This window comes from Rhizobium sp. 01T437, assembly GCF_056398505.1.
This window is the reverse complement of sequence record NZ_JBFTPM010000013.1, coordinates 1-22,039: the sequence shown is the minus strand read 5'-3', so window position 1 is coordinate 22,039 and position 22,039 is coordinate 1. Positions and strand designations below refer to the sequence as shown.

Annotated in this window: 18 protein-coding genes and 3 pseudogenes; 9 read left to right on the top strand and 12 right to left on the bottom strand. The window is 58.2% G+C overall.

Annotated features, from left to right (window positions below; genetic code table 11):
• Positions 1–299: 299 nt before the first annotated feature.
• The 4 genes and pseudogenes from AC1DM5_RS24365 to AC1DM5_RS24350 form a co-directional block, all read right to left on the bottom strand.
• A pseudogene (locus tag AC1DM5_RS24365) lies at positions 300–401 on the bottom strand (curlin); the annotation flags it as partial.
• The gene (locus AC1DM5_RS24360) at positions 400–549 is read right to left on the bottom strand and encodes an AbiEi antitoxin N-terminal domain-containing protein (protein ID WP_477975920.1); all 150 of its coding nucleotides are present in this window, start codon (positions 547–549) and stop codon (positions 400–402) included. The gene AC1DM5_RS24360 and the pseudogene AC1DM5_RS24365, both read right to left, overlap by 2 nt.
• 689 nt (positions 550–1,238) lie before the next feature.
• Positions 1,239–2,477, bottom strand: coding sequence for a phosphoglycerate dehydrogenase (gene serA, locus AC1DM5_RS24355; RefSeq protein WP_477824237.1), 1,239 nt, complete (start codon positions 2,475–2,477; stop codon positions 1,239–1,241).
• Positions 2,478–3,459: 982 nt separating this feature from the next.
• Positions 3,460–4,341: pseudogene (locus tag AC1DM5_RS24350) on the bottom strand (formylglycine-generating enzyme family protein); the annotation flags it as partial.
• A gap of 427 nt (positions 4,342–4,768) precedes the next feature.
• On the opposite strand from AC1DM5_RS24350, the gene AC1DM5_RS24345 reads away from it, so the two are divergent.
• Positions 4,769–6,442 carry an arylsulfatase gene (locus AC1DM5_RS24345; protein WP_477975852.1) on the top strand — a complete coding sequence of 558 codons (1,674 nt, stop codon included), beginning with the start codon at positions 4,769–4,771 and terminating at the stop codon, positions 6,440–6,442.
• Between the two features lie 436 nt (positions 6,443–6,878).
• Here AC1DM5_RS24345 and AC1DM5_RS24340 read toward each other — a convergent pair whose 3' ends face one another.
• The 3 genes from AC1DM5_RS24340 to AC1DM5_RS24330 form a co-directional block, all read right to left on the bottom strand.
• Positions 6,879–7,667, bottom strand: coding sequence for a hypothetical protein (locus AC1DM5_RS24340; RefSeq protein WP_477975850.1), 789 nt, complete (start codon positions 7,665–7,667; stop codon positions 6,879–6,881).
• Between the two features lie 211 nt (positions 7,668–7,878).
• Positions 7,879–8,718, bottom strand: coding sequence for a hypothetical protein (locus AC1DM5_RS24335; protein ID WP_477824240.1), 840 nt, complete (start codon positions 8,716–8,718; stop codon positions 7,879–7,881).
• A 109-nt stretch (positions 8,719–8,827) separates the two neighbouring features.
• Positions 8,828–9,796, bottom strand: coding sequence for an HAD family hydrolase (locus AC1DM5_RS24330; protein ID WP_477975918.1), 969 nt, complete (start codon positions 9,794–9,796; stop codon positions 8,828–8,830).
• Between the two features lie 300 nt (positions 9,797–10,096).
• Between AC1DM5_RS24330 and AC1DM5_RS24325 the strand changes: the two genes are divergently transcribed.
• From AC1DM5_RS24325 to AC1DM5_RS24310, 4 genes are all read left to right on the top strand, one after another.
• Complete coding sequence (locus AC1DM5_RS24325) at positions 10,097–11,938, top strand: sensor histidine kinase (protein WP_477975848.1); 1,842 nt, start codon at positions 10,097–10,099, stop codon at positions 11,936–11,938.
• Positions 11,938–12,567, top strand: a complete 630-nt coding sequence (locus AC1DM5_RS24320; protein ID WP_477824242.1) for a response regulator transcription factor — start codon at positions 11,938–11,940, stop codon at positions 12,565–12,567. Before AC1DM5_RS24325 ends, AC1DM5_RS24320 begins: the two co-directional genes overlap by 1 nt.
• 99 nt (positions 12,568–12,666) lie before the next feature.
• Entirely contained in the window at positions 12,667–13,035 is a 369-nt protein-coding gene (locus tag AC1DM5_RS24315; RefSeq protein WP_477824243.1) for a response regulator transcription factor, read from the top strand.
• A 105-nt stretch (positions 13,036–13,140) separates the two neighbouring features.
• A complete protein-coding gene (locus tag AC1DM5_RS24310; protein ID WP_477824244.1) occupies positions 13,141–13,593 on the top strand; it encodes a sulfatase-like hydrolase/transferase in 453 nt (150 codons plus the stop codon).
• A 941-nt stretch (positions 13,594–14,534) separates the two neighbouring features.
• On the opposite strand, the gene AC1DM5_RS24305 is transcribed toward AC1DM5_RS24310, so the two are convergent.
• The 3 genes from AC1DM5_RS24305 to AC1DM5_RS24295 all read right to left on the bottom strand — a co-directional run bounded on the left by AC1DM5_RS24305 (position 14,535) and on the right by AC1DM5_RS24295 (position 16,020).
• The gene (locus tag AC1DM5_RS24305; protein WP_477824334.1) at positions 14,535–14,948 is read right to left on the bottom strand and encodes a curlin; all 414 of its coding nucleotides are present in this window, start codon (positions 14,946–14,948) and stop codon (positions 14,535–14,537) included.
• Between the two features lie 171 nt (positions 14,949–15,119).
• Positions 15,120–15,518 carry a curli-like amyloid fiber formation chaperone CsgH gene (gene csgH / locus AC1DM5_RS24300; protein ID WP_477824333.1) on the bottom strand — a complete coding sequence of 133 codons (399 nt, stop codon included), beginning with the start codon at positions 15,516–15,518 and terminating at the stop codon, positions 15,120–15,122.
• A 64-nt stretch (positions 15,519–15,582) separates the two neighbouring features.
• Positions 15,583–16,020, bottom strand: coding sequence for a curlin (locus AC1DM5_RS24295; RefSeq protein ID WP_477824332.1), 438 nt, complete (start codon positions 16,018–16,020; stop codon positions 15,583–15,585).
• A gap of 60 nt (positions 16,021–16,080) precedes the next feature.
• Here AC1DM5_RS24295 and AC1DM5_RS24290 point away from each other — a divergent pair, with 60 nt between their 5' ends.
• Complete coding sequence (locus AC1DM5_RS24290; protein ID WP_477824331.1) at positions 16,081–16,251, top strand: hypothetical protein; 171 nt, start codon at positions 16,081–16,083, stop codon at positions 16,249–16,251.
• 278 nt (positions 16,252–16,529) lie between these two features.
• On the opposite strand, the gene AC1DM5_RS24285 is transcribed toward AC1DM5_RS24290, so the two are convergent.
• Positions 16,530–17,936, bottom strand: coding sequence for an RtcB family protein (locus tag AC1DM5_RS24285; RefSeq protein WP_477824330.1), 1,407 nt, complete (start codon positions 17,934–17,936; stop codon positions 16,530–16,532).
• Between the two features lie 303 nt (positions 17,937–18,239).
• Between AC1DM5_RS24285 and rtcR the strand changes: the two genes are divergently transcribed.
• The gene (gene rtcR / locus AC1DM5_RS24280; RefSeq protein WP_477824329.1) at positions 18,240–19,841 is read left to right on the top strand and encodes an RNA repair transcriptional activator RtcR; all 1,602 of its coding nucleotides are present in this window, start codon (positions 18,240–18,242) and stop codon (positions 19,839–19,841) included.
• Positions 19,842–20,051: 210 nt separating this feature from the next.
• On the opposite strand, the gene AC1DM5_RS24275 is transcribed toward rtcR, so the two are convergent.
• Positions 20,052–20,642 (bottom strand): TetR/AcrR family transcriptional regulator, encoded by a 591-nt coding sequence (locus AC1DM5_RS24275; RefSeq protein WP_477975846.1) that lies wholly within the window; start codon positions 20,640–20,642, stop codon positions 20,052–20,054.
• A 120-nt stretch (positions 20,643–20,762) separates the two neighbouring features.
• On the opposite strand from AC1DM5_RS24275, the pseudogene AC1DM5_RS24270 reads away from it, so the two are divergent.
• Together AC1DM5_RS24270 and AC1DM5_RS24265 are read left to right on the top strand one after the other, a co-directional pair.
• Positions 20,763–21,187, top strand: a pseudogene (locus AC1DM5_RS24270) (tautomerase family protein).
• Between the two features lie 78 nt (positions 21,188–21,265).
• The gene (locus AC1DM5_RS24265) at positions 21,266–21,661 is read left to right on the top strand and encodes a VOC family protein (RefSeq protein ID WP_477824326.1); all 396 of its coding nucleotides are present in this window, start codon (positions 21,266–21,268) and stop codon (positions 21,659–21,661) included.
• The last annotated feature ends 378 nt before the right edge of the window (positions 21,662–22,039 follow it).

Below are 22,039 nucleotides of genomic sequence, written 5' to 3'. Positions count from 1 at the left end.
AATACCGGCATGGCATCCCAGCGCCTTGCCACCTGGATTGCCCTAACGACCGGGCGACGTAAGTCCCTCTCCTGCGTTATTGTCGTTCGGGTTGATGGTCCCTAACCTTCAGCGGGTCGTCAGTTCGTATCCCTTCAGGGCGGTCATAGCCGGTGCGCAGGGTGAAGATCCTGTCGAACTGTTGTCGCAAAGCCGGAATTGTCTGCGGGGAGGGTTTCTGCCTGGGTTACGGGCAAGTACCTTCTCCAGTCGGCGATGGAACATGGGTTACATCGCCTTCAGGACGGTTGTGAATTGCCTTACCAGCCATAGTTGAAGGTAGCGCCACTGCCACTATCCCCATCTTGCACCACGTCGGTTTCAGTATTTCGCCCATACTGGAAAATGCCATAGGCATTGTTAGTAGCAAGTCTGCCAGTCAAGCGGGACCGGCTGAGGAGCCGGGCGACGGAAGACGCCGCGCTCAAGACGCTCCAGCCACCCGCTGTCGATGTATTTGCGGGTGAGAAAGCGGCTGACGCCTTGAGTCTCAAGCCAGCTTGCATCGATGGCTTAAAAAGAGTACCTGCAAGGCACAAATATCAATTTTTTCAAAGAGCTGAATTTCAGTCGATTGGGTCAATTCCGCAGTTTTGCGATCTAAAACAATGACCATAAGGCTGACCGGACCGTTACAACCCGCAATCTGTTATTGGCATTTTTATGAAGTATATCGCTACATCGGTATTGGTTGTAAGTGCGTTCCTCTTTGCCTACGACTGGTTCGATATTAACGTCAAATATCTGGTTTATATGCTTGTCCTGATCTTTGCGTGTATTTTTGGCGCCCTCGTCGCTCACGCCTGGCGAGAAGAGGAGGACCCATAAATGATTTGCATCATCTAGGGAATCTCGACTGTGAACAAAGCGTTTTCAAACGCAAAAAGCTCTGCGATACCCCCCGTACCCGTCGGCATACATAGCCCTCCCCCAATTACGCTCCGTCGACGGCTTGCGGGCTGGCCTAGGCAAAATTGATCGTCCGTTCGCGCAAAGGGCAAAGTGAACCCGCACCATAGCGGCATTCTAAAATTTTATAGGCGCGGCAATGACATACGAGTTCTCACTTTCATCCTCTCCGGCGCGCCAGACGCCCGCGGAGAGGTTTGCAGAGTGTGTTGCAGCGATCAGTTGAACCCACCGCCCATTGCGTGTTTCATTCTGCCAGTCTCAATGGCGATGTACCATTGCGTGATGCGTCAGTAGAGTAAACGCGTTCTGATCGTTCCCGGGATCTCGCGTAGTGCCTGACTGATATCGTCGGCTGCGTGGGACACGTCTTCGACTTCGATAACTACATAACCCGTATCGCCATGGGTCTGTAGGAACTCGGCGACGATATTCAGTCCACGCGACGAGAAGATCTCGTTCAACTGGATGAGCATGCCGGGGCGGTTTTGGTGAACATGGATGAAGCGTGTACCAGTCGGGCGTTCAGGCAATTGAACCTGCGGAAAGTTGACGGCGCCCATCGTTGAGCCGATGTCGGAATATTCGACCAGCTTTCTGGAGACTTCCCCGCCGATGCGCTCCTGGGCCTCTTCTGTCGAGCCGCCGATATGCGGTGTCAGAATGACATTGCTCAAGCCCTGCAGTGGCGTCTCGAAACGCTCCTTGTTCGATGCCGGTTCCTTGGGAAATACATCGACCGCCGCACCTGCCAGATGGCCCTCTTTCAAGACCTTTGCGAGAGCGTCGAGATCGACCACCGTGCCGCGGGAATTGTTGATGAATATGGCGCCTTTCTTCATGCGGCGCAGTTCGGTTTCGGTGATCATATTGTGCGTCGATGCCGTTTCCGGAACGTGCATCGTCACATAATCAGAGATTTCGAGAAGCTCGCCGAGCGAAGCCATCGATTCCGAATTGCCGCGGCGCAGCCTGTCGGAGAGATCGAAATAACGCACCAACATGCCCATGCTTTCCGCAAGAGCACTCAGCTGCGAGCCGATATTGCCGTAGCCGACGATGCCGAGGGTTTTTCCGCGGACTTCGCGGCTGCCGACAGCAGATTTCTCCCATCCGCCCTGATGTGCAGACGCCGAGCGTGGGAAGATCTGCCGCGTCAGCATGATGATCTCGCCGATCACGAGTTCGGCCACCGAGCGCGTGTTCGAATAAGGCGCGTTAAACACCGGAATCCCGCGGCGGCGTGCCGCTTCCAGATCGACCTGGTTCGTGCCGACGGAAAAACAGCCGACGGCAATCAGCTTCTTGGCGGATTCAAAAATCTCGTCTGTCAGCTGCGTTCGTGAACGAATGCCGATGATATGAGCATCAGCGATATGGCCTTTGAGATCCTTGTCATCGAGCGCCTTAGGCAGATGCACGAGGTTGGTGTATCCGCAAGACGAAAAATAGTCCACGGCACTCTGGCTGATGCCTTCAAGCAGAAGCACGGAAATTCGGTCACGTGGGAGGGAAAGCTGGAGAGGCATAGAAAGACTTTCGTTTTCCGAATTTAAACAAGTCGATGTCGTTTGCGGCCTTGCGGCGCATTACAACATGGCTTTGCGACTATCCGACAAGCAGTGCAAGCACAAATCCCAATATACTCTGCTTCCACTGAACGCGCCTCGGCGATTGATCCCGAATTGCGCTAGTCAACCTGCGATGTCTGCAAGCGGCTTGCTCGAGCCCTTCAACCTGTTGCGGCCAAAGCCGGTGCTTGGTCTCCCGCTCACATCATACGGTTGGAACGACCGCAATTGGCGCTACGGTGACGTTGGCGGGCCTCTCCAAAGAAGGATCGACGGTTCACATCCATTCAAGGCGGCGACGCTGTCTTAAGTTTTCCGAATACACGACGGCCCTCCGGCGTGTCTGGCATCAGACTAGTTGTGCGCGATTTTCGGCGTTCTGCTTGAGGGCAGATCGTATCTTCCCAAATGTCACCAGGCCGAAGTGAACGCAGCATACGAGCATCAACGTGGAGACAAGGTGGGGAGGGTTAAACGCGTAGATGAGTCCCCATCCCGCCGCAACGAACACAAGATAACGGTACAGTGGCGTGAAAACGGACCTTGTTGAGGTGGCTGCTTCCTCTCTGGGGGAGGATCGTTGCCCCGGCTGCGACACCTTTCCTTCGAGCGGATTTGGTCCGTCCAATTTTAGGGGCGTTGAGCTGAAACGCATGCCAAGCCCGGCGAAGAGGTGCCGGAGTTCTTCCGATTTTTCGGGATCTTCGTCCTCCAAGATTCGAGCCGCCCGAAGTCCGAATGGGGGCACTAGCGCCTCAGGTAAAGTCCAGGGAAGATCAGAAGCCTTATGGGTGCGCGCAAACTCGCGGAGCGCTTCAGCCTCTTGAAGGGTCGCATCGTCAACCTCGTCCCCGTCCCCGGGCTCCTGCCCGCGACAAAGGATCTCCGACCGGCGGTAAAAGCCCGCGTTGACGCGGTCTATCAGCCGCTTGACCGTCTCGGCTGCGGGACGATAGCGTCGGCAGTAGTTCGGCGCGCAAAGATGCGATCCACCTTTCAGCACCCTCCTCGGAATACGTATTTCCGGTTCGCGGGGATCGACGCTCGCCTCTCACTCGCCGCCTCGGGGATTCTGGGGAATGCAGCATGATTTCGCCGCAAGCTCCGAATGGCGGGGCGACCAGAAATCCGACGTCCATTCCCAGACGTTGCCGATCATGTCGTGGATGCCGTAGCCGTTCGCTGGGAAGGATCCGACAGGTGATGTTCTATCCGCTCCTATGGGCTTTGTGCTCACTGTGGGAAAGGCACCCTGCCAGATGTTGGCCATGAGCTTTCCGTTGGGGGTCAATTCGTCGCCCCATGCGAATTCGGCGTCCTCGAGACCTCCCCGAGCGGCCAGCTCCCATTCGGCCTCGGTCGGCAGGTCTTTCCCGGCCCAGTGGGCATACGCTCGGGCGTCGCTATAGGCAACATGGACGACCGGATGGTCGAGCTTCCCGCAGATATCGCTGCGGCCGCCATAAGGATGCCGCCAGTCGGCGCCGAACTTGAACGACCACCACTGTCTGATGTCGGGGGCGACGACGGTTTTCGGCTAAGTGAATACGAGTGATCCGGCGCGCAGCATCCTGGGAATCGCACCGGGATAGTCGGAAACCTTTGGAGCCTTTTCTGCGATGGTGACATGTCCGGTGGCTTTGACGAACGCGGCGAACTGACGGTTGGTCACGGGCGTCACGTCGATCCAGAAGCCGTCAACCTTTACCGGATGGGCGGGGGCTTCTTCAGGATAATGCCTGTTCGATCCCATGGTGAACGTTCGGGCAGGCACCCAGGCGAAGCCTTCAAATTCCGTTTCATGTGCGTCCAATGCACTCATGGTCCTGCCCATCGCTAGAACCTCCCCCTGCGAGCATCTTATGACACGCGGTCGCGGTTGCTGCCTATTGTCCTTTAGGGAGGTCTCGATGCGGGGCGCGGGAAATCCGGCGCGGACGGCTTCCATAACTGGCAACTCTTAGCCCCGACGGATTCCCCAAAGGGCAATATCTGCTCCCGCCAATACAATGTAGAAAATGGATGGAAGAGTAGAAATCCCTCTTCCGCAAGTCGAGGGTCACCGTGCGGGCCGAGGGGCCGCGTCTTTACCGAAAAGATCTGGTCCAATTTGCTGGTCAGTAAACTTGGACGTCGCCGACAAGCCCTCTTTTGCTCTGACTTGTCTTTCAACTAACCTTGGCCGCCAATGCGGCCCCGTGAGGGAGGCATTAGAAATGAGACGGACTACGAAGTTCTTCACAGCAGCAATGGCGGTCGCCGCCAGCCTGCTATCGAGTACCGCTACGATGCACGCCCAGGAGACCAGAAAGCCGAACATCCTGTTCATCATGGGTGATGACATCGGCTGGATGCAGCCGAGCATCTATCACCAAGGTCTCGCGGTCGGTGAAACGCCCAATATCGACCGCATCGGCCGGGAAGGGGCGAAGTTCATGACCTACTATGCCGAGCAGAGCTGCACGGCAGGGCGGACCGCGTTCATCACCGGCATGCAGCCGGTGCGCGTCGGTATGGTTCTGCCGGAGATTCCCGGAAGCCCGTCCTACCTGCGGGCCGGCACGCCTCACCTCGCCAAGTTCCTGTATGATCTCGGCTACTCGACAGGGGAGTTCGGCAAAAACCATCTCGGAGATACCACTGAATCCCTGCCGACGGCACACGGGTTCCAGGAATTTTGGGGCTACCTCTATCACCTCGACGCCATGCAGGGGGTGAGCTTCCCCGACATCAACAAGACCCCAACCGAGCAGGGGATTGCACCACCATGCAGGAACACGCCAATTCCCGGGATAGCGGAAGACCCGGCGGCGGTGGACCCAAAAACCACGACCTGCCTTACGCCGCCGCGACCGATGCTCGCATGCACATCCTCCGATGGATCGCCTGCCAACCAGACATGCAAGGATGAAGGGCCACTGACGCTCGAGCGCTCCAAGACGATTGACGAGGAGATCTCGGCTAAGGTTATCGATTTCCTCGACAGGAACGATCCCGAGAAGACCAAGAAGCCGTTCTTCGTCTGGTACAACCCTGCCCGTATGCACATCACCACCGTGCTGCCGGACAAGTACCTGAACATGGTAGGTGAGCCGGGCGGCAAGGACTGGGGCGTCAACGAAGCAGGCATGAAGCAGATGGACGACAACATCGGCTACGTTTTGAAAAGGCTCGAGGAGATGGGAGAACTCGACAACACCATCGTCGTCTTCACGACCGATAATGGCGCCGAGACAATCACCTTCCCAGATGGCGGCACGACGCCGTTCAAGGGCGGAAAGCTCAGCACCTGGGAAGGAGGCATGCGTGCGCCGCTTGTGGTTCGCTGGCCGGGGCACATCGAGCCCGGCACGGTCAAGAACGACATCTTCTCGGCGCTCGACTGGCTGCCGACGTTTGTGAACATCGCAGGCGGTCCGAAGGGCGACGGGCTGAAGAAAGAAATCGAGGCGGGTTCGTATCCCGGGATCGTCAAGACCACGCTCGACGGGATCGATCAGCGCGACTTCCTGGAAGGCAAGTCTCCATCCGCGCGTGATTCTTTCTTGTACTATTCCGGCAAGGAGCCGTCAGCTGTCCGCTACAAGAACTGGAAGATGTACTTCGCCATGGTGTCCGACGACCCGGCCGGCTTCATCTCGGGCGTGCAGCCCTATTCCTGGACGCAGGTCGTCAACATCAAGCGTGATCCGTTCGAAACTTCGGTCGGTCAGCAGATCAAAACACTGTTTGGCATGGGCGGATCGATCGCCTCACCGTCCACCGCCTATGTCTATGACTGGAACATCCTGCCCATCGGCCAGCAGTTGTGGCTGAAGCATCTCGAGACTTACGTCGACTTCCCGCCGCTTCAGAGCCCTGCAAGCTATAATCTGGAGCAAGTGATGCAACAGGTCCGGGAGATGAAGACAGGTCACGATTGACGCTGGCGGTAGCGTAACGACGTCGGAGCGGACACCCTTAGGAGACCGCTCCGCGCTTCACCTGGCAGGTCCTTGGCTCCCCGATCGCCTCTATGCCACAGGTACGCAACGGATTAGGAGTCTCTGCGAGACTGATGAAAACGATGCCGCCCGAACTTGGCTCGGGGAGTTAAGGAACGAGAACTTCTCTTGAACAGTGCGTTTGCACCTGTCTGTTCTGGCCGGAATTGGCGTCACGGTTCTGCTGCTGTTTGGCTTCGGTGTCGCATTCCTGGGATACCGCCACGAACCGGGAGCCGCCGTGCTGTTCATGGGCGGTTCTCTGTTTCTTGGGGCGTCGCTCTTCCGGCTCCTGCGGGACATTAGGCTTTCACAGAGCGAGCGCGACGTTCACCGGCAAGGTGACAAGCCAGTGCCACTGCTGCCTGCAGCGGCGCTAGAAGTGGAAGGATACCCCTATGATCGGGCCTTGCTGGACGACGTCGAAGACAAACCCGTCGTTCTCGTAATTGACGCCCAACGCCCGGTATCCGGCCACTGCCGAGATGGTGTCGTTGAACTTGTAGCCGAGACCGAGGCCCACGTCCCAGTCGATGTCGGCGCCGCCACCGCCCACCAGACCCCATCCAGTGGCATAGATTTCCGGGGTGAAGAAGTAGTTCCCCCGCAGGCCGACGACCGCGTCCACCCACGTCGCGCTGTCTTCCCGCTCGACTCCGCCCAGAAGCCCGCCATTGAACGAAAGGTCCGTATCGACCGACCACACTTTCGCACCGCCGACCACGTCAAGGTGACCGTTCTGATCCTCTAGCACAGCGTAACCCACGCCAAGAAGTCCCGCGAAGGTCTCCGATGTTACGTCGACACTGCCGGCGAGGATACCATCCGGCGTATGTGCATCCGCGCCAAGCTTGGTGTAGATCACGTCACCGACGATGCTGTAGCGATCATACCTTGCTTCCGCCGTTGCCATGAAGGCGAAGTCCAGATTACTGAGTATATCGCTGAAATCGGAGTCAATGCTGACCGTCGGAAGCCCGAATTGTCTTATGTCGCCAGAAATTCCAGCAGCCCAGAAGTATGGCGCGACCGCGAATTCCCAGCCGCTTCGCGTCTCGACCGTCTTCGCCTCCGGCGCGAGTGGCGTCAGATCGGCCGCATTGCCGATCGACGCGGCTGAGACGCCGGCCAGCAAAACAATCGCCTGCAAGTGAATGGCCCTCATGAGAATCTCCCCCATCTCGTTCGTCGCCCCAGCCTGCTTCCGTGCAGGGACCCTGCAAGAGGAAGTGGATTCCGGCAAGCGGAAACACCTATTTCGAGTGGCCGGCTAAGCAGAATTGCCGTGATATGTGGCCCGGCGGCCTCAATTATGCCTGTTCTCTAATGTTCGGGGGAAGGTCACGCCGCGTGGCGGCGTGACGCGGATGGGAAGTTCAATAGCAAGGCGGAAAAGGATAGTAGCCGCATTGCTGGTTGTCGTAGTAGGAATTGTAGTAGTAGGGGCGAGTTGCTGCCGCTCCAATAGCTGCGCCGGCCACCACGCCCGCAGCAACGGGGGCGCCGCGATACCAGGCGCCGTGGTAGACAGGCGCATGCCAGTAGGTGCCTCCCACACGGTTGATGTTCGTGTCGCCGATATGGACGTCGTCTCCGCGGAAGCCGCCGCGGAGGTCACCTCCCGCGAAGTCTCCGCCACGGAAACCGCCCCCGGCGAAGCTGCCGCCGCCCAAACCGCCTCCATGGAAGCCACCGAAACCACCTCCGCCGAAACTACCACCGAAGTGATCGATGAAGACGGCCGCCGGTCCGGTCGCCCCGCTTAGGCTTCCCTCCAAAACGGCGATGTCGAAGGTCAGTGTCGTGCCGTCAAGTTTCGGAGTCTTCAGCGTGACGACGGCATCACTGACGTCCGATCCATCGCCGCCCAGCACCGACACAGTCGCATTGGGAGGATCGACAGCGAAGTTGTCCTTGCCGACGTCCCATTGCATGATGAATTGTTCGGTCGCGACATGGCCAGCCGCCCGCACCGGCCGGTCGGCAAAGACGATCGAGTTGGCCGAGACGCCGGTCAAAACGAGCTTCCCGTTTTCGATTTTGGCGCCAGCCGAATTGATCACGGCCAATGACGGCACCGGACCTGTTGGCGTGACTTGGCCAATAGCCTTTTCGAGCGGTACATGCGGCTTCTTCGAGGCGTCCTGCGCAAAGACAGCGGGGGCCAGCGCGAAACTTCCGACGAAGATGAGCGTAGTAAGACGGTCGACTTTCATGGCAAATATCCTCCCAGTTGGAACGGGCAGGGAGCCCGTCACCTTGATGCATTTGCTTAAGTCTGATGCCCCAGGCGTTAGGCAGGCCCCGGCCGAGGCGCGCGCAGTCCTAATCCTTGAAGATCTGCTTCCAGTCGGATTTCATGTCGATGACGGTCCAGCCGGTGATCGCGGCCGCATCGAGCGCCTTGTCGAGGCGGCCGAACTCGGTCTTGCGGTCGTAGGCGTATTCGCGCTCCGCGTCCGTGTGGTGGACGAGCATGCCCAGCCGCGCAGGCGCGCCCGCCATCGTCGCCCACTGCAGCATTTCCAGATCGCCGTCGGAATTGCCGAACGCTGCAATCGGTCGACGGCCGATCTGTTCGTTGATCCCGACCGGCTTGCCTGCCTTGTCGTCGATGAAGTTGACTTCCGGCAGACGGTAAAGGATCGGCGTGTCGTCCTGCATCTTGAACTGGGTCTTGATCGAGGAACCCAGGACCTGCTCCGGAGGAACGCCGTAGACCTTCTCCGTCCATGGCCGCATGAATTCCACGCCGCCGCCGGAGACGATGAAGGTCTTGAAGCCGTTGGCGCGCAGGTAGGAAAGCAGCTCGACCATGGGCTGGTACACGAGTTCGGTGTAGGGTCGCTTGAACCGAGGATCGCGTGCCGTGGAAAGCCAGTCGTTCACGACCTTCTGGAAATCCTCCGTCGTCATTCCCGCATGGGTGACCATGATGAGTTCCACGATGCCTTTTTCGCCTGATGCGGCGAGTGTTTTCATATCGCCTTCGAGCACCGCCTTGAACGGCTGTATGTTCTTCCATTCCGGATGTTGCGGGGCGAGCGTCCTCACGCGGTCCAGGGCGAAGGCAAGCTGGGTGTACATGGGATGCTCGACCCACAGCGTGCCGTCGTTGTCGAACACGGCAATGCGCTCCGGTTGCGGGACGAAGTCGGGCGAGCCCTGTTTGGTCACCCTCTCGACGAACGAGACGATAGCTGTCTTGGGCTCGGTATCGTTCCATGAGGGCAGGGGATCGCTCTGTGCAAGCGTCATTGTTGGCGTAGCAAGGATGAGGGAAACGGCAATCATCAAGACGCCGTCTCGCGCCCATCCAAGGAATTTACGGCGAAAAGCGAGCATTCGGGAATCCTCCGGAAGCTGGCCCGTGCGACGGCGCTAGCGCCGTAAGGGTGTCATCCAATTCAACTCTACCGAATGCGTTTGCCACGCGATATTGCACTTTGGGGAATCCACGTTCGACAATCTTTAGTAGTACCTTTGCTCAGATGACGCAGAAGCTCGAAACTGGTATTATCGCCGCCGCCATAAGGGGGGCGGCTGATGAGCTGGGGATGCAGGTGCGCAGCTATTTTTCCCCGACCCGCTCTGATGACGGTTGTCCTGGCGACCGTCTGGGGAAGCTTTGCTGATGCCTCTGACACGTCGGTTCCGATCACCGACCGGGTTCCCCGCGTGCTTATTCTTTACCCCTACGATGAAAGGATCGCCGCAACGACGGCCGCCGGAGAAGCGTTGCGCAGTCGCCTGCTGGAAGCGACAGATGGCAAGGTCGACCTGTTTTCAGAGTTCCTTGATCTGTCGAGGTTCCCGGAGGCGATCCATGTCGCACGCATGGGGCGGTACCTGGCGGAGAAGTACGCGGCCCGCCGCCCCGATGTGGTCGTCGCACTCGGCAAGGAGTCGGCAAACTTCGTAACAACGTACCGCATCACGATCGCTCCCGATGCGAAGATAGTTGCTGCGGGCTTCGGAAACTCCACCGCGGAGAACATCGATCTACCTGATGACGTGATCGGTGCCTTCACGATATTCGACATTCTGAAGACAGCCGAACTCGCACGCAGACTGCAGCCCAATGCCCGTCACCTCTACATCATCGGCGGATCGTCGGAGTTCGATCGAGGATGGTTGACGACAGCGCGCGCCGATCTCGAAGAGTTCTCCAAGTCATACGAAACGACATACCTCGAAGATCTGACGATCGACGAGCTCATCGAACGCGTATCTCATGTCCCATCCGACAGCATCATCCTGGCATTGACGGTCTTCAAGGATCGGGCAGGGCAGAATTTCATCCCGCGTGAGGCGATAAGGCAGATCGCGGCAGCCGCTAGCGCACCCGTCTATGGCCCCTATCAGACCTACATCGACTACGGCGTCGTCGGCGGCAATACCGTCACCTTTGACATTTTGGGCCGGACCGTCGGAAATCTTGTTATCGATGTTATAGCGGGCCGACCCGTTTCCGACATCCAGGCACCGCAGACAAACATCGTGGATGCTCGACAGCTCCGGCGTTGGGGGCTTGCGGAGGGAAACCTTCCGCCGGGTACCGTGATGATGCACAAAGAGAAGAGCCTGTGGGAAGAACATTGGCTGGCGGCAACAGGGGCGCTCTTTGTTGTTCTGATGCAGGCAGGCATCATCGCAGCGCTGCTGCTCGAACGACGCCGTCGCCAGGATGCGGAGAGCCGATCTCGCCTTCACCTGCTCGAAGCTGTCCACCTCAACCAGTCCGCAACGGCCGGCGCCCTGTCTTCATCGGTTGCCCACGAACTGAACCAGCCCCTGTCGGCCATTCAAAACAATGCCGAGGCTGCATCCGAGCTGCTTCGAAGCGGACGCCCGAATCTTGAGTTGATCCAGCAGATCCTTCTCGACATCCAGGCCGACGACCAGCGTGCGGGCGACATCATTCGCCGGATGCGAGGATTGCTGAAGAAGAGAAGCGAGATCGATTGGCAGGAGTTCGACCTGAACGACGTCACTTCGAGCGCAATCCATATCATTCACGGCGAGGCTGAACGCAGGGGGATTACGCTCGATACAAATCGACCGACGACCGAGCTGCCGGTGCGGGCAGACAAGGTTCATGTGCAACAGGTCGTCCTCAATCTGGCGACCAATGCGATGGACGCCATGACGGACGCCGAACCTGCCAGGAGGATCCTGACGTTCGCGACAGGACTTGAGAAGGAGAAGGCTGAACTCTGCGTGGCCGACACGGGCAGCGGAATACCGCAAGAGCGGCTGTGCAGCATCTTCGAGCCGTTCTACACCACCAAGCAGGCCGGGACAGGGTTGGGTCTTTCCATAGCGCGGGCCATTGTCGAAACATACGGCGGCACGATCTCCGCTGGCAACCGGCCCGAAGGCGGCGCCATCTTTCGCGTGGCCCTGCCTCTGGCTCGACGGGAGGAGAGAGGTTGATGAAACCTGTCGTCCATATCGTCGATGACGACGAATCCTACCGAACGGCGACTGCTCGGCTGCTCTCCGCCTATGGCCTCAAGGTCGAAGCCTATGAGTCAGGAGATCAGTTTCTAGCCCGCCTCCCAGGCTGCGAGCCTGGCTGCGTTCTCCTTGACCTGCAGATGCCGGGCCAGTCTGGCCTGCAGCTACAGCACCAGCTATGCACGCTAGCGCCACTCCTTCCGATCGTATTCCTCACGGGGGAAGGGGACATAAAGGCCGGCGTCGACGCCATGAAGGCGGGTGCACAGGACTTCCTGGAGAAGCCGAGTTCGGTGACGGTCCTGATGGAAACGATCGAGCGCGCGTTGGCTCAGTATGAAAGGCGCCGCGCCGAGCACGAGCGCGTGCAGGAGCTGAGGACATTGGTGGGGAGCTTGAGCGCGCGCGAAGCCGAAGTCTTCAGCCTGATTATCCGTGGCCAGCTCAACAAGCAGATTGCCTATGCCCTTGGCATTTCGGAGCGGACGGTGAAGGTGCACCGCCATCAGGTCATGGAAAAGCTCGGAGCAAGGTCGCTGGCTGAGGCTGTCTCGATCGCCGCAGAAATCGGTCTCGACCGCGGACGCGGTTCCGCCGCCGAGTGAGAGGCGACTTTCCCCTTAGGGCAATATCAAGCAACCGCCGAAACGCCTAAAGTGACACCCAACTGCGTATCTCGCATATGTCACGGATGGGGGCACGAGGTGGGAAAGCTACGCCACACGGTCGCCGTTGTCGATGATGATCCAAGCCTGCGTCGAAGTGTCGGGCGGCTCCTCAGGGCCTATGGGTTTCCAGCCATCGAGTATGAATCCGCGGAAGCTTTTCTCGGCCGCGATCCAAACACCGCGCTCGACTGTCTCGTGCTGGACATCGACCTGGGGGGCATGTCCGGCGTCGAATTGCAGCGCAGGCTGAAAGAGACTGGATCGGGCCTGCCGATCATCTTTATCACCGCCCTCGAAGACGCTCGCCTGAAAACCGAGGCAGAGCAGGCAGGGTGCATCGCATATCTGCGGAAGCCGTTCACAGGGTCCGTACTCATCGATGCGGTCAAGCGGGTACTCGCATGACACCTTCCGACATCGAGAGACCACCACGACCGAGGGTGAAAAGGGACCAGATAGTCACCATTGGCAAGGAGGAAGAGCATGGAATGGGTTAGGCATTGGAAGCCGATGACCGAAGCACTGACGATCGCATCGTGCCTCGCTGTGCATCTGTTTTCAGTCGGGACGGCATCTGCGCAGCAAGCAAAGCCAAACATCCTGTTCATTCTCGGCGACAATATCGGCTACGGTGACATCGGAGTTTACGGAGGCGGGGAGTTGCGTGGATCGCCGACGCCCCGCATCGACCAGCTCGCCTTTGAGGGATTGCGGTTGACGCAGTTTCTGGTCGAGCCATCCTGTACGCCCTCGCGCGCCGCGTTAATGACAGGGCGCTATTCTATTCGGTCCGGACTGTCGCTGGTTGCCGTTGCAGGCACCCCTTTCTCACTGCCGGCGAACGAAATCACTAGGGCTGAGATGCTGCATGATGCCGGCTACGCGACTGCGATCTTGGAGGGCATTCGCGCCGTGGACATCGACCGCATCGTCGACGAAGCCAACGTCGATGGCGATCGCTGAATGATGTTTCCGATACGCAAGCCATCGCCGTCTTCCGCGAGTGCGGTTACACTTTAATCCCGTGTCGCCAGGTATACCTTTTCGACTGCCGTGCCGATCTTCCTGTTATCGGCCGCGCGGAAGCTTTCCCGATTTGATAAACCTACGAATTCGGATGGAAATGGATGGACAAAGGGAGTTCTGCTTGTATTAATTGGTGGTCAACGGAAGGTTGAACGGCATGTCTCTCGATATCTCAACGCTGCGTATTACGCCGGAAGTTCTTAGCTGCAAGTGGGCGCGCGCGGACAGTTGGGAAGAGTTCTGATTACCGCACGACGGCAACGGGAAAGCCATCCGGGCGACATCCGGCAGGCTTTCTCGTCTACGCCGTCGTCCGGCTTCTCGATCGGGGCTGAAAGTGCAACCGCTCAGGCTTGATTGCCATCGCGCAGGTGTTGGCAGGAGGTTTAAGAGATACCCGGACACAGCTCCATCCTAGGAAAACAAGCCGGAGCGAATATCCCTGTGAAGCCATGACTTCTTGCAGCGAGCCGAGGACCTGGCCGCTCCGGGTTCAGAGTCTGTTGATTTCCGCTGGGAGCTGACACGACGTTTCCGCCGAGATTTGGCTCTTAGGCCGATTTGCTGAAGGATGATCCCTACATTGCGCCGATCAACCGTGCCTGCAGCAGATCGAGTTTTGCTCGTCCGTAAATCTGGCGCTTGATGAGCTTCAGGCGGGTGATCTGGTCGAAGAATGTGATCGCGGAATTGACGTCGGCCGCTTCGTCGGAGCCGCCGGCGATCGTCCACCCGTTCTAGAAATCCCCGTTCAAAATATCAGTTCGCAAAGCCGGAATTGTCTGCGGGGAGGGTTTCTGCCGGGGTTACGGGAAGTACCTTCTCCAGTCGGCGATGGAACATGGGTTACATCGCCTTCAGGACGGTTGTGAACTGCCTTACCAGCCATAGCTGAAGGTAGCGCCACTGCCACTATCCCCATCTTGCACCACGTCGGTTTCAGTATTTCGCCCATACTGGAAAATGCCATAGGCATTGTTATTGCCGTTCTGCTGCAAGGTCGCGGAATGACCATTGCCCCTTTGCTGAATGAAGCCGATGTTGCCACGGCCAGCCTGAGCGATGCCAGCAGCGTTACCCCGGCCCAACTGCCGGATGTCGGCGTCTTTCAGGTCGCGGTAGAACGAGTAGACGCGCAGTCCGGTTGAGAACAGGTCCGCATCCCTGGCATTATCCGGCGCGAGGTTGAACGAGATCCGGCCGCCGGCATAGGCTGGCACAGACAAGGCTACTTGCCCCAGGCTCCCGGCAAGAAGAGTGACAGTAAGGATCTTAAATACACTGCGGGTCATCCTGATCTCCATTTGCCGGCTGCCTCAGCCGATGATTAACTTTCGCATCTTGCAGCTGAACCCAGTCGGAATTGCCCGTTCAGTTGTCGTTCAGTCGTTTCAGCCTGCGAAAGCAAAAGGGCGCCGGAAGCCGGCGCCCTTTTTAGGGGATTCACAGAGTGTGGGGGCCGATTAGTTGCCGCCGATCTGCTTCGTGCAGCTGAAACTCTTGTCCCCGATCACGACATCCAGTGTGGCTTTGTATTCGGTTCCTTTGGAGTCGAGCGAGACGGAGCTGAGGATTGCCGCATGTCCCGCTATGGCATCAAAATCGCCACTCTGGCGGATCGTGGAGCTTCCACCGTCTCCTGATTTCTCGACATGGAAGGTGTAAGTCCCGCCGACATGCTTGTCGGCGTGGACGAGCGCATCCAGTCTGACCATACCCGCTCCAGGCGTTGCTTTGATTTCGCAAAGCTGCGCCTCGTCAGATTGGTTGGCAGTCGCCATGGCCGCAACCGCACCGACCGGAAGCAGGACCAGCGCAAGAATGGCCATCAGGCGGCGTGGATGTTTGATGCTATTTGACATGGGTCGTCTCCCCTAATGGTCTGCCGTTGCGATCTTGACCTCTTTCACGTCATCCCGCAGCTGCTTACGGACAGGCCTGGACGAAGGCCGCCACATTGCCGTTGCCGCCCTGGCTGACATTGGCGTTGCAGCCGTGGCCGACCTGGACGCCAGCCGCGATGTTGCCGTTGCCGTCCTGGGTAAGGATCGTCGTGTGGTTGGAGCCAAACTGGCCGATGCCGGCAACGTTGCGGTCGCCGTTCTGATAGGTGGCGCCATAATTGTCATTGCCCTCCTGACCGACAGCCGAAAGGTTATGACGACCATATTGACGACCGACAATCCGGTTGTAGCTACCGTTCTGGTAGGTTCTGATCCGGTTTCCGTACCCTTCCTGCGCGCCACCGGCAGAGTTCGACCAGCCATATTGTTCGATACGCACATCGTTGGCCATGGCGGGGGCTGCGGTGGTGACGCCAACGACAACGACGAGTGCGATTGCAGCGAAAGACGTACGGATCATGACTGAGTCTCCTGAGGCGGATATGACCGCGGTTGAACGTCTTTCTTTTAGGCGCTCCCTTTGGAACAGAAGCTGAAGGTATCATTCAGTCGGGGTTCATTCGCAGAGATCGGCGCCCGCGTCCCCGCTTTCAAACGGGGCCTGTTCAAATTCGGAGCATATGTTCCCCTTTCCGCCGGCATGGCGGCGACCGTGGAAATCAAGGCTGGCAGCCGCCGGATCATCGAGTAGCTGTTTTCGCCTCTTTTAGAAGTGCACAACGAGGCGATGAAGGAGCGTTAACGCGCGAAATTTTCCACTCGGAGCAGGGAGTTAGCGGCAGTGATAGCTTCGCGGGGTTTTCGATAGATGAAGGAAAAAGTCACGCCCACTTTCCATAGGCAGTGAGGAGTGGAAACCTTCAATCAGCAACAGCACAATCGATATTCATCTTCTTCACTCGTACTCGCAATGCTCATTGAGGCATGCTGCATGTCGAGGGAAGGCGAGCTTGCCGCCTTCCCCCGTATTTACTGACGCTTCTTGCGCCAGGGCGCATTCTTTTGCCAGTCGCCGGCCATGATGCTCCCGTAGGGGATCACCTCGTCGACCACTTCGGCCAAGCCATAGTGCTCGATCTGCGACCGCACGTTCGCAGCACTCTTGTAGGCACTCGGCAGTTCCGACACATCCGCGAAACCGGAGAAGAATCGCGCGTCGAGACCGCTTGTTTCCTTCTCCAGAATAGCCGCGATGTTGTTCGGGCTGAGACCTCGCGAATCCGCCCCATACTCCGCGGACAACTGCCTCATATGCGCGCTGCGCGAAAAGTTGCGACCGGCGCCATGCGGCGAGAAGCCAAGACCATGGGCGGCATTCGAGCCCCGAACGATCAGAATCGGTTCCGCCATATTGAGCGGAATGATGGTCAGATCGGTCGCGTCATGCGCCCAGTTGTCGAAGGCAGGCGTCGCACCCTTTCCGTGGTAGAACAGCCCGTCCGACTTCCGGAAGACGAAGTTGTGTTCGTTCCAGAAACGATCCGCGACCTTGGCCGAAAGCTTTTCTGCCGCCATGTCGTGAAGGACATAGTGGTTTTCCTTCGTCCACTGGCGAATGGTGTGCAGCGCTGACCAGTAGAAGTCACCTTCCTCTGTATCGGCCGGAATCCAGGCGTTTTCCCTATGCGTCTCGGGCGAGATCAGCTCGCGAAACCTGTTCGCGACCTTCATGCCCCTGTCGTAGAGCCGCGCACCCGGTGCTCGCGATCCATGATGGGTGACAAGCGCGGTTTCGCCGGTCGACTTCATCGTTCCGACATAGGCGAAATGATTTCCGTCGCCCTGGGTCGCGAAATGCTCGATGCCAACGCTCAGCGCACCCTCGCGCAGATAAGGATTCTGCTCGAAGGCCGAAAGCGTCGCCGCAGAAGGCTTGAGCTGAGCACCGCGCGGACGGCCGCCGGGACCGAAATGCGTCACGGCATGCACGGCATCCAGGAGCGACTTCGGGTCCGTGCCTGGAAAGATCGAGATCGCCATCGAGCAGCAGATATCGGCCGAATGCATGCCCGGATGGATTGCTTCGGAGGCGACTACGCCGCCGACCGGGATCGTTCCGACCGGACCGGCCGGGCAGGCGTCCGGCATGATCGCCGCGGCCCGGACGACCGGCGTGCGTACGAGTGCGCGCATCGTCGCATTGACCTTCTCGACATTGTCCTGTTCGAAGGCGTTCTCGGCGCGGATGTTGGAATAGATCTCGATATCGTTGTCCGCCCTCAAGGCAAGCGTCGGCCCGGGCTGGAAGGCCCCTGCCGCTTCCAGAGCATCGGCCACCGAGCCACCCTTCTCCAAGACTGCGTTGGCCGCATCGAGAGCCGGGCGGAACCACTTCCCCTGGCTCATGCCGGCATCGATCAAATCCTGTCCGCTCATTACCGCTATCATTGTCTTTTCTGCGTCTGCAGTCCTTCTTCTTCAATTCTCTTTCTATGCGCTGCTTGGGCGACGAACTGTACCGGAGGCCGTGACGGTAGCTCTCGATCGGTTCGTGCCAGATACGTTTCAAGTGGCGTGCCAACTGGGAGAAATGAGCGTGAAGAATAGGAAAAACTCTCTTATCTATCTGTTTTAATGGGATAAAAATTTCTGTCGTCGTCACAGAAAACTGTAGTTGCAGTTTTTGCAACTCAGCGAATATTATTCATTCTTATAGTATCTTATAATTTTGGATAAGACATGAAACGACGTGTGGCTATCAGCATATTGGGCACCACCCTGGATGCGGGGAAATGGGAAAATCGCTGGAGCCGCTGGCGTCCCAATGTCGCGCTCTGCCAGCAACCCGGGCTCTTCATCGATCGACTGGAATTGATTCACGACAATCATGCGCAGCCGCTGTGTCATCGGATCATCAGTGACATCGGGACAGTTTCGCCGGCGACAGAGGTGCGCAGCCATGTCATCAATTTCCGCGATCCCTGGGACTTTTCGGAGGTCTATACGAAGCTCAGGGACTTTGCCCGCAACTACAGCTTCGACCCTGACATGGAAGACTATCTCGTCAACATCACCACAGGCACCCATGTGGCGCAGATCTGCTGGTTCCTGCTGACCGAAGCCCGCATCATTCCTGGCCAACTGTTGCAGCTCTCGCCGCCCCGCGACCGGGAGCCAGAACAGGATTTCGCCGGCACGCATCGGGTTATCGACCTCGACCTTTCCCGCTATGACGAGATCGCCAAACGCTTCGCTTCCGAGCGGGAAGACGCCGCCTCTTTCCTGAAATCGGGGATTTCGACCCGCAGTACCACCTTCAACAGAATGATCGACGAGATCGAAAGGGTGGTGATCCGCTCGACAGCGCCCGTTCTCCTGACCGGGCCGACCGGTGCCGGCAAGTCGCAACTCGCTCGCCGGATCTACGAACTGAAAAAGAGCCAGCGCAAGGTCAGCGGACCGTTTGTCGAGGTCAATTGTGCGACCTTGCGCGGCGACCAGGCTATGTCCACCTTGTTCGGCCATGTGAAAGGCGCGTTCACCGGTGCTGCCGGCGAGCGCGCCGGCCTGCTCAAGTCCGCCGACAAGGGCGTGCTGTTTCTCGACGAGATCGGCGAACTCGGCCTCGATGAACAGGCTATGTGCCTGCGCGCGATCGAGGAGAAGAGGTTTCTGCCGATGGGTGCCGACCGGGAGGCGTCCGCAGACTTCCAACTGCTTGCCGGCACCAATCGCGATCTTGGCGAGGATGTCCACAAAGGCAGGTTCCGCGAAGATCTCTATGCCCGCCTGAACCTCTGGACGTTCCAGCTACCGGCCCTCCGCGAGCGCAAGGAAGACATAGAGCCCAATCTCGACTTCGAGCTCAAGCGCTATCTGGAACGTGAAGGCGAAAACGTCACCTTCAACAAGGAAGCGCGCGAACGCTATCTTGCCTTTGCGACCGGCCCGCAAGCCGTCTGGAGCGCCAACTTCCGTGATCTGTCGGCCTCGGTGACGCGCATGGCGACACTCGCGCCGCATGGGCGCATCACGACCGACGTTGTTGATGACGAAGTCCGAAGACTGAAGGCCTTTTGGCGCACCGCAAATGATGACCAAGCAGCCGACGCAATCATCATTGAATTGCTGGGCGCCGAAGTTGCCGCTCGCCTCGATCGTTTTGACACAGCGCAACTTGCCACTGTCCTTCACACCTGCCGAGAACACCCGACGGCAAGCGCTGCCGGCAGAGCCCTATTCGCAAACTCGCGACTGGAGAAGAAGAGCAGCAATGATGCAGATCGTCTGACGAAGTATCTCGCGCGCTTCGATCTACGGTTCGAGGACGTCAAGAAGTGATATCCTGGACGGAAATAAGCGGGTCGGTGGTTCGAACCCACTTAAGAGCGTTGTGAATTGCGCGCCCTCCCGAGCGAGCGCTGCCAGCGCTGTGAGCTATGGCTGCTTTGCGCCTCCGTTTCGGTCATAGACCTCAGCCTAGCGCCGCCGCGACAGCGGACATTCGGCGAATAGGTGAGCCGGAATGTTTTGCCAAATATATGTCCGCGGCTAACTCTGCGAAGGCGATCCATTGCGCAGCGCCTCAGCGGTCACAAGTCCAGCTATTTTTTCAGATAGAGTCTGATCGGACACTGCGCGCGCCAGCGTCGCCCCACCGGCAAACAGTGCAAGCAACAGCAATGCCCGGTCTTCCGTTGAGTACACCGAGCCGCCATCCTCCAAGCCGGAGGCGATTTCAGTCGCCAGACGCTTTAGTTCTTCGGTGTAGCAACGCCGCGTCTCGTCATCCGCTCGCATGACATCGGGGGAGAGGGTTGGCAAGGCGCAACTCTCTCCAAGTTCGCAAGTGCGCTTGTATCCGAGATAGTAGCCAGCGAAGGCTTTGAGCCAGCCACGTGGTTGTTCCAGCTTCAATGCTGCAATTCCCTGACGGAGTTCTTCCATTCCCGCAATAACCGCGGCACGGAAAGCTTCTCCTTTGGATTTGAAGTGGCCGTAGAATGCGCCGTTGGTAACGCCTGCCGCTTTCGTCAGCGCATCGATACCAGCTCCGCCATAGCCTTCTTTTCGAAATGCCTGTCCGGCGGCCAGAACGACCTTTGCTCGCGTCTGCTCTTTGTGCTCGGTGTTATAGCGCATGCTAAAATCCTTATTGAGAGTGAGTGCTCTTTATGTCTTGCATAGAGAGCAATCGATGTGTATCGATAGAGAGCGATCAGTATATATGATTTGCACCGATCATCAAACAAGGAGAGAACCATGCCCATCACACTTACTATCACGGAAGGCCTGCTGTCGGACGAAGCCCAGGCAGACGCGTTTGCCGGACTGACTGACGCACTTCTTGAGGTTTCGGAACTGAGCGGAAATCCGTTTATGACCGCCAATGTGGTCGGCTCGATACACAATTTGCCGACAGGACACGTGCTTGCTGCTGGTAAGCCGGTCGATGCCGCATTCGTCGAGCTGAAATTACCAATGGTCGCCTTAACGACACCAGAGGCAAAGCGCGCCTTCTTGGGAAAGGCAACCGACATCGTCGAAAAGCTGCCGGCGGACGGCTCAAGCGAGAGCATATCTGGTCGAACATCGTCTATGCGCCAGAGGGAGGTTGGGGCATTGCAGGTGAGAGCTATAGCAATGCAGATCTTGGTCAAGCGATCGCAGCCAGCGCCGCCGCATAAGGCAGACGTGCTAGCATAAACGCGGAAAATCCGGGGCCGGGCACGGAATTTGCCCGGTCCAGAGAAGAGGGCTACTCCATGCAACTTGCCAATTATCTATTCTTCACCACCGAATGCGAGGCCGCACTTTCCTTTTATACCGACTGTGGCCTTGGCCGGGTAACAACATTGATGCGTCACGGAGACCATGGCATTCCAGCCGTGAACGAAACCATGATTGGGAAGGTAATGCACGCACGCTTCGAAGGTGCAGGCGTCCTGTTCTTCGCGTCGGACAATCATGACGCTGAACCCATGCGCGGCTCGTCTCACATTCTCATTATGGACGATCGTCGCAAAACTCTAAGTCTGTTTGAAAAACTGTCTGAGGGGGGCAGGGTGACTACGCCTCTGGCGGTGCAGCCATGGGGCACATTTTACGGGAAGCTGACCGACAAATTCGGCGTTCAATGGATGCTCGACTGTTTGGAATAAGACAAAGCCGCCGTCGCCCGTATCCATGTCCGGCACTCCGCGAAAAGGGCACTGGAATCGGGCGGACGGTGCGTGGCCGCATCGAGTCTGAAAAGGCGAAAGTCGCAGCGATACGTAAAGAACAGCGTGAAAGACGGGGAAAGGCTAACTCGAAAACTACCCCATAGACCTCATACGTCTTTGAACGTCAGTTTACGTCACTTAGCCTCTGAAACCCGACAGTCCCCTCCCGTGAAGAGTTTCGGGCGCCGGCAGGCGTACGAAAGTCCCCGAGGAAGGAACCCGCGGGCCACAGTCGGAGGCTATGGGGATTTCGATCTGCGGCTGATGTCGGCGATGGCGCGACCGCCGTCAGGAAGTGGGGTGATGGATGCGGAC

What these genes read in the sequence shown, in the direction of transcription:
- serA (WP_477824237.1), bottom strand. Translation starts at nt 2,477, where the DNA reads ATGCCTCTCCAGCTTTCCCTCCCACGTGACCGAATTTCCGTGCTTCTG.
- AC1DM5_RS24345 (WP_477975852.1), top strand. Translation starts at nt 4,769, where the DNA reads ATGGCGGTCGCCGCCAGCCTGCTATCGAGTACCGCTACGATGCACGCC.
- AC1DM5_RS24340 (WP_477975850.1), bottom strand. Translation starts at nt 7,667, where the DNA reads ATGAGGGCCATTCACTTGCAGGCGATTGTTTTGCTGGCCGGCGTCTCA.
- AC1DM5_RS24335 (WP_477824240.1), bottom strand. Translation starts at nt 8,718, where the DNA reads ATGAAAGTCGACCGTCTTACTACGCTCATCTTCGTCGGAAGTTTCGCG.
- AC1DM5_RS24330 (WP_477975918.1), bottom strand. Translation starts at nt 9,796, where the DNA reads ATGATTGCCGTTTCCCTCATCCTTGCTACGCCAACAATGACGCTTGCA.
- AC1DM5_RS24325 (WP_477975848.1), top strand. Translation starts at nt 10,097, where the DNA reads ATGACGGTTGTCCTGGCGACCGTCTGGGGAAGCTTTGCTGATGCCTCT.
- AC1DM5_RS24320 (WP_477824242.1), top strand. Translation starts at nt 11,938, where the DNA reads ATGAAACCTGTCGTCCATATCGTCGATGACGACGAATCCTACCGAACG.
- AC1DM5_RS24310 (WP_477824244.1), top strand. Translation starts at nt 13,141, where the DNA reads ATGACCGAAGCACTGACGATCGCATCGTGCCTCGCTGTGCATCTGTTT.
- AC1DM5_RS24305 (WP_477824334.1), bottom strand. Translation starts at nt 14,948, where the DNA reads ATGACCCGCAGTGTATTTAAGATCCTTACTGTCACTCTTCTTGCCGGG.
- csgH (WP_477824333.1), bottom strand. Translation starts at nt 15,518, where the DNA reads ATGTCAAATAGCATCAAACATCCACGCCGCCTGATGGCCATTCTTGCG.
- AC1DM5_RS24295 (WP_477824332.1), bottom strand. Translation starts at nt 16,020, where the DNA reads ATGATCCGTACGTCTTTCGCTGCAATCGCACTCGTCGTTGTCGTTGGC.
- AC1DM5_RS24285 (WP_477824330.1), bottom strand. Translation starts at nt 17,936, where the DNA reads ATGAGCGGACAGGATTTGATCGATGCCGGCATGAGCCAGGGGAAGTGG.
- rtcR (WP_477824329.1), top strand. Translation starts at nt 18,240, where the DNA reads ATGAAACGACGTGTGGCTATCAGCATATTGGGCACCACCCTGGATGCG.
- AC1DM5_RS24275 (WP_477975846.1), bottom strand. Translation starts at nt 20,642, where the DNA reads ATGCGCTATAACACCGAGCACAAAGAGCAGACGCGAGCAAAGGTCGTT.
- AC1DM5_RS24265 (WP_477824326.1), top strand. Translation starts at nt 21,266, where the DNA reads ATGCAACTTGCCAATTATCTATTCTTCACCACCGAATGCGAGGCCGCA.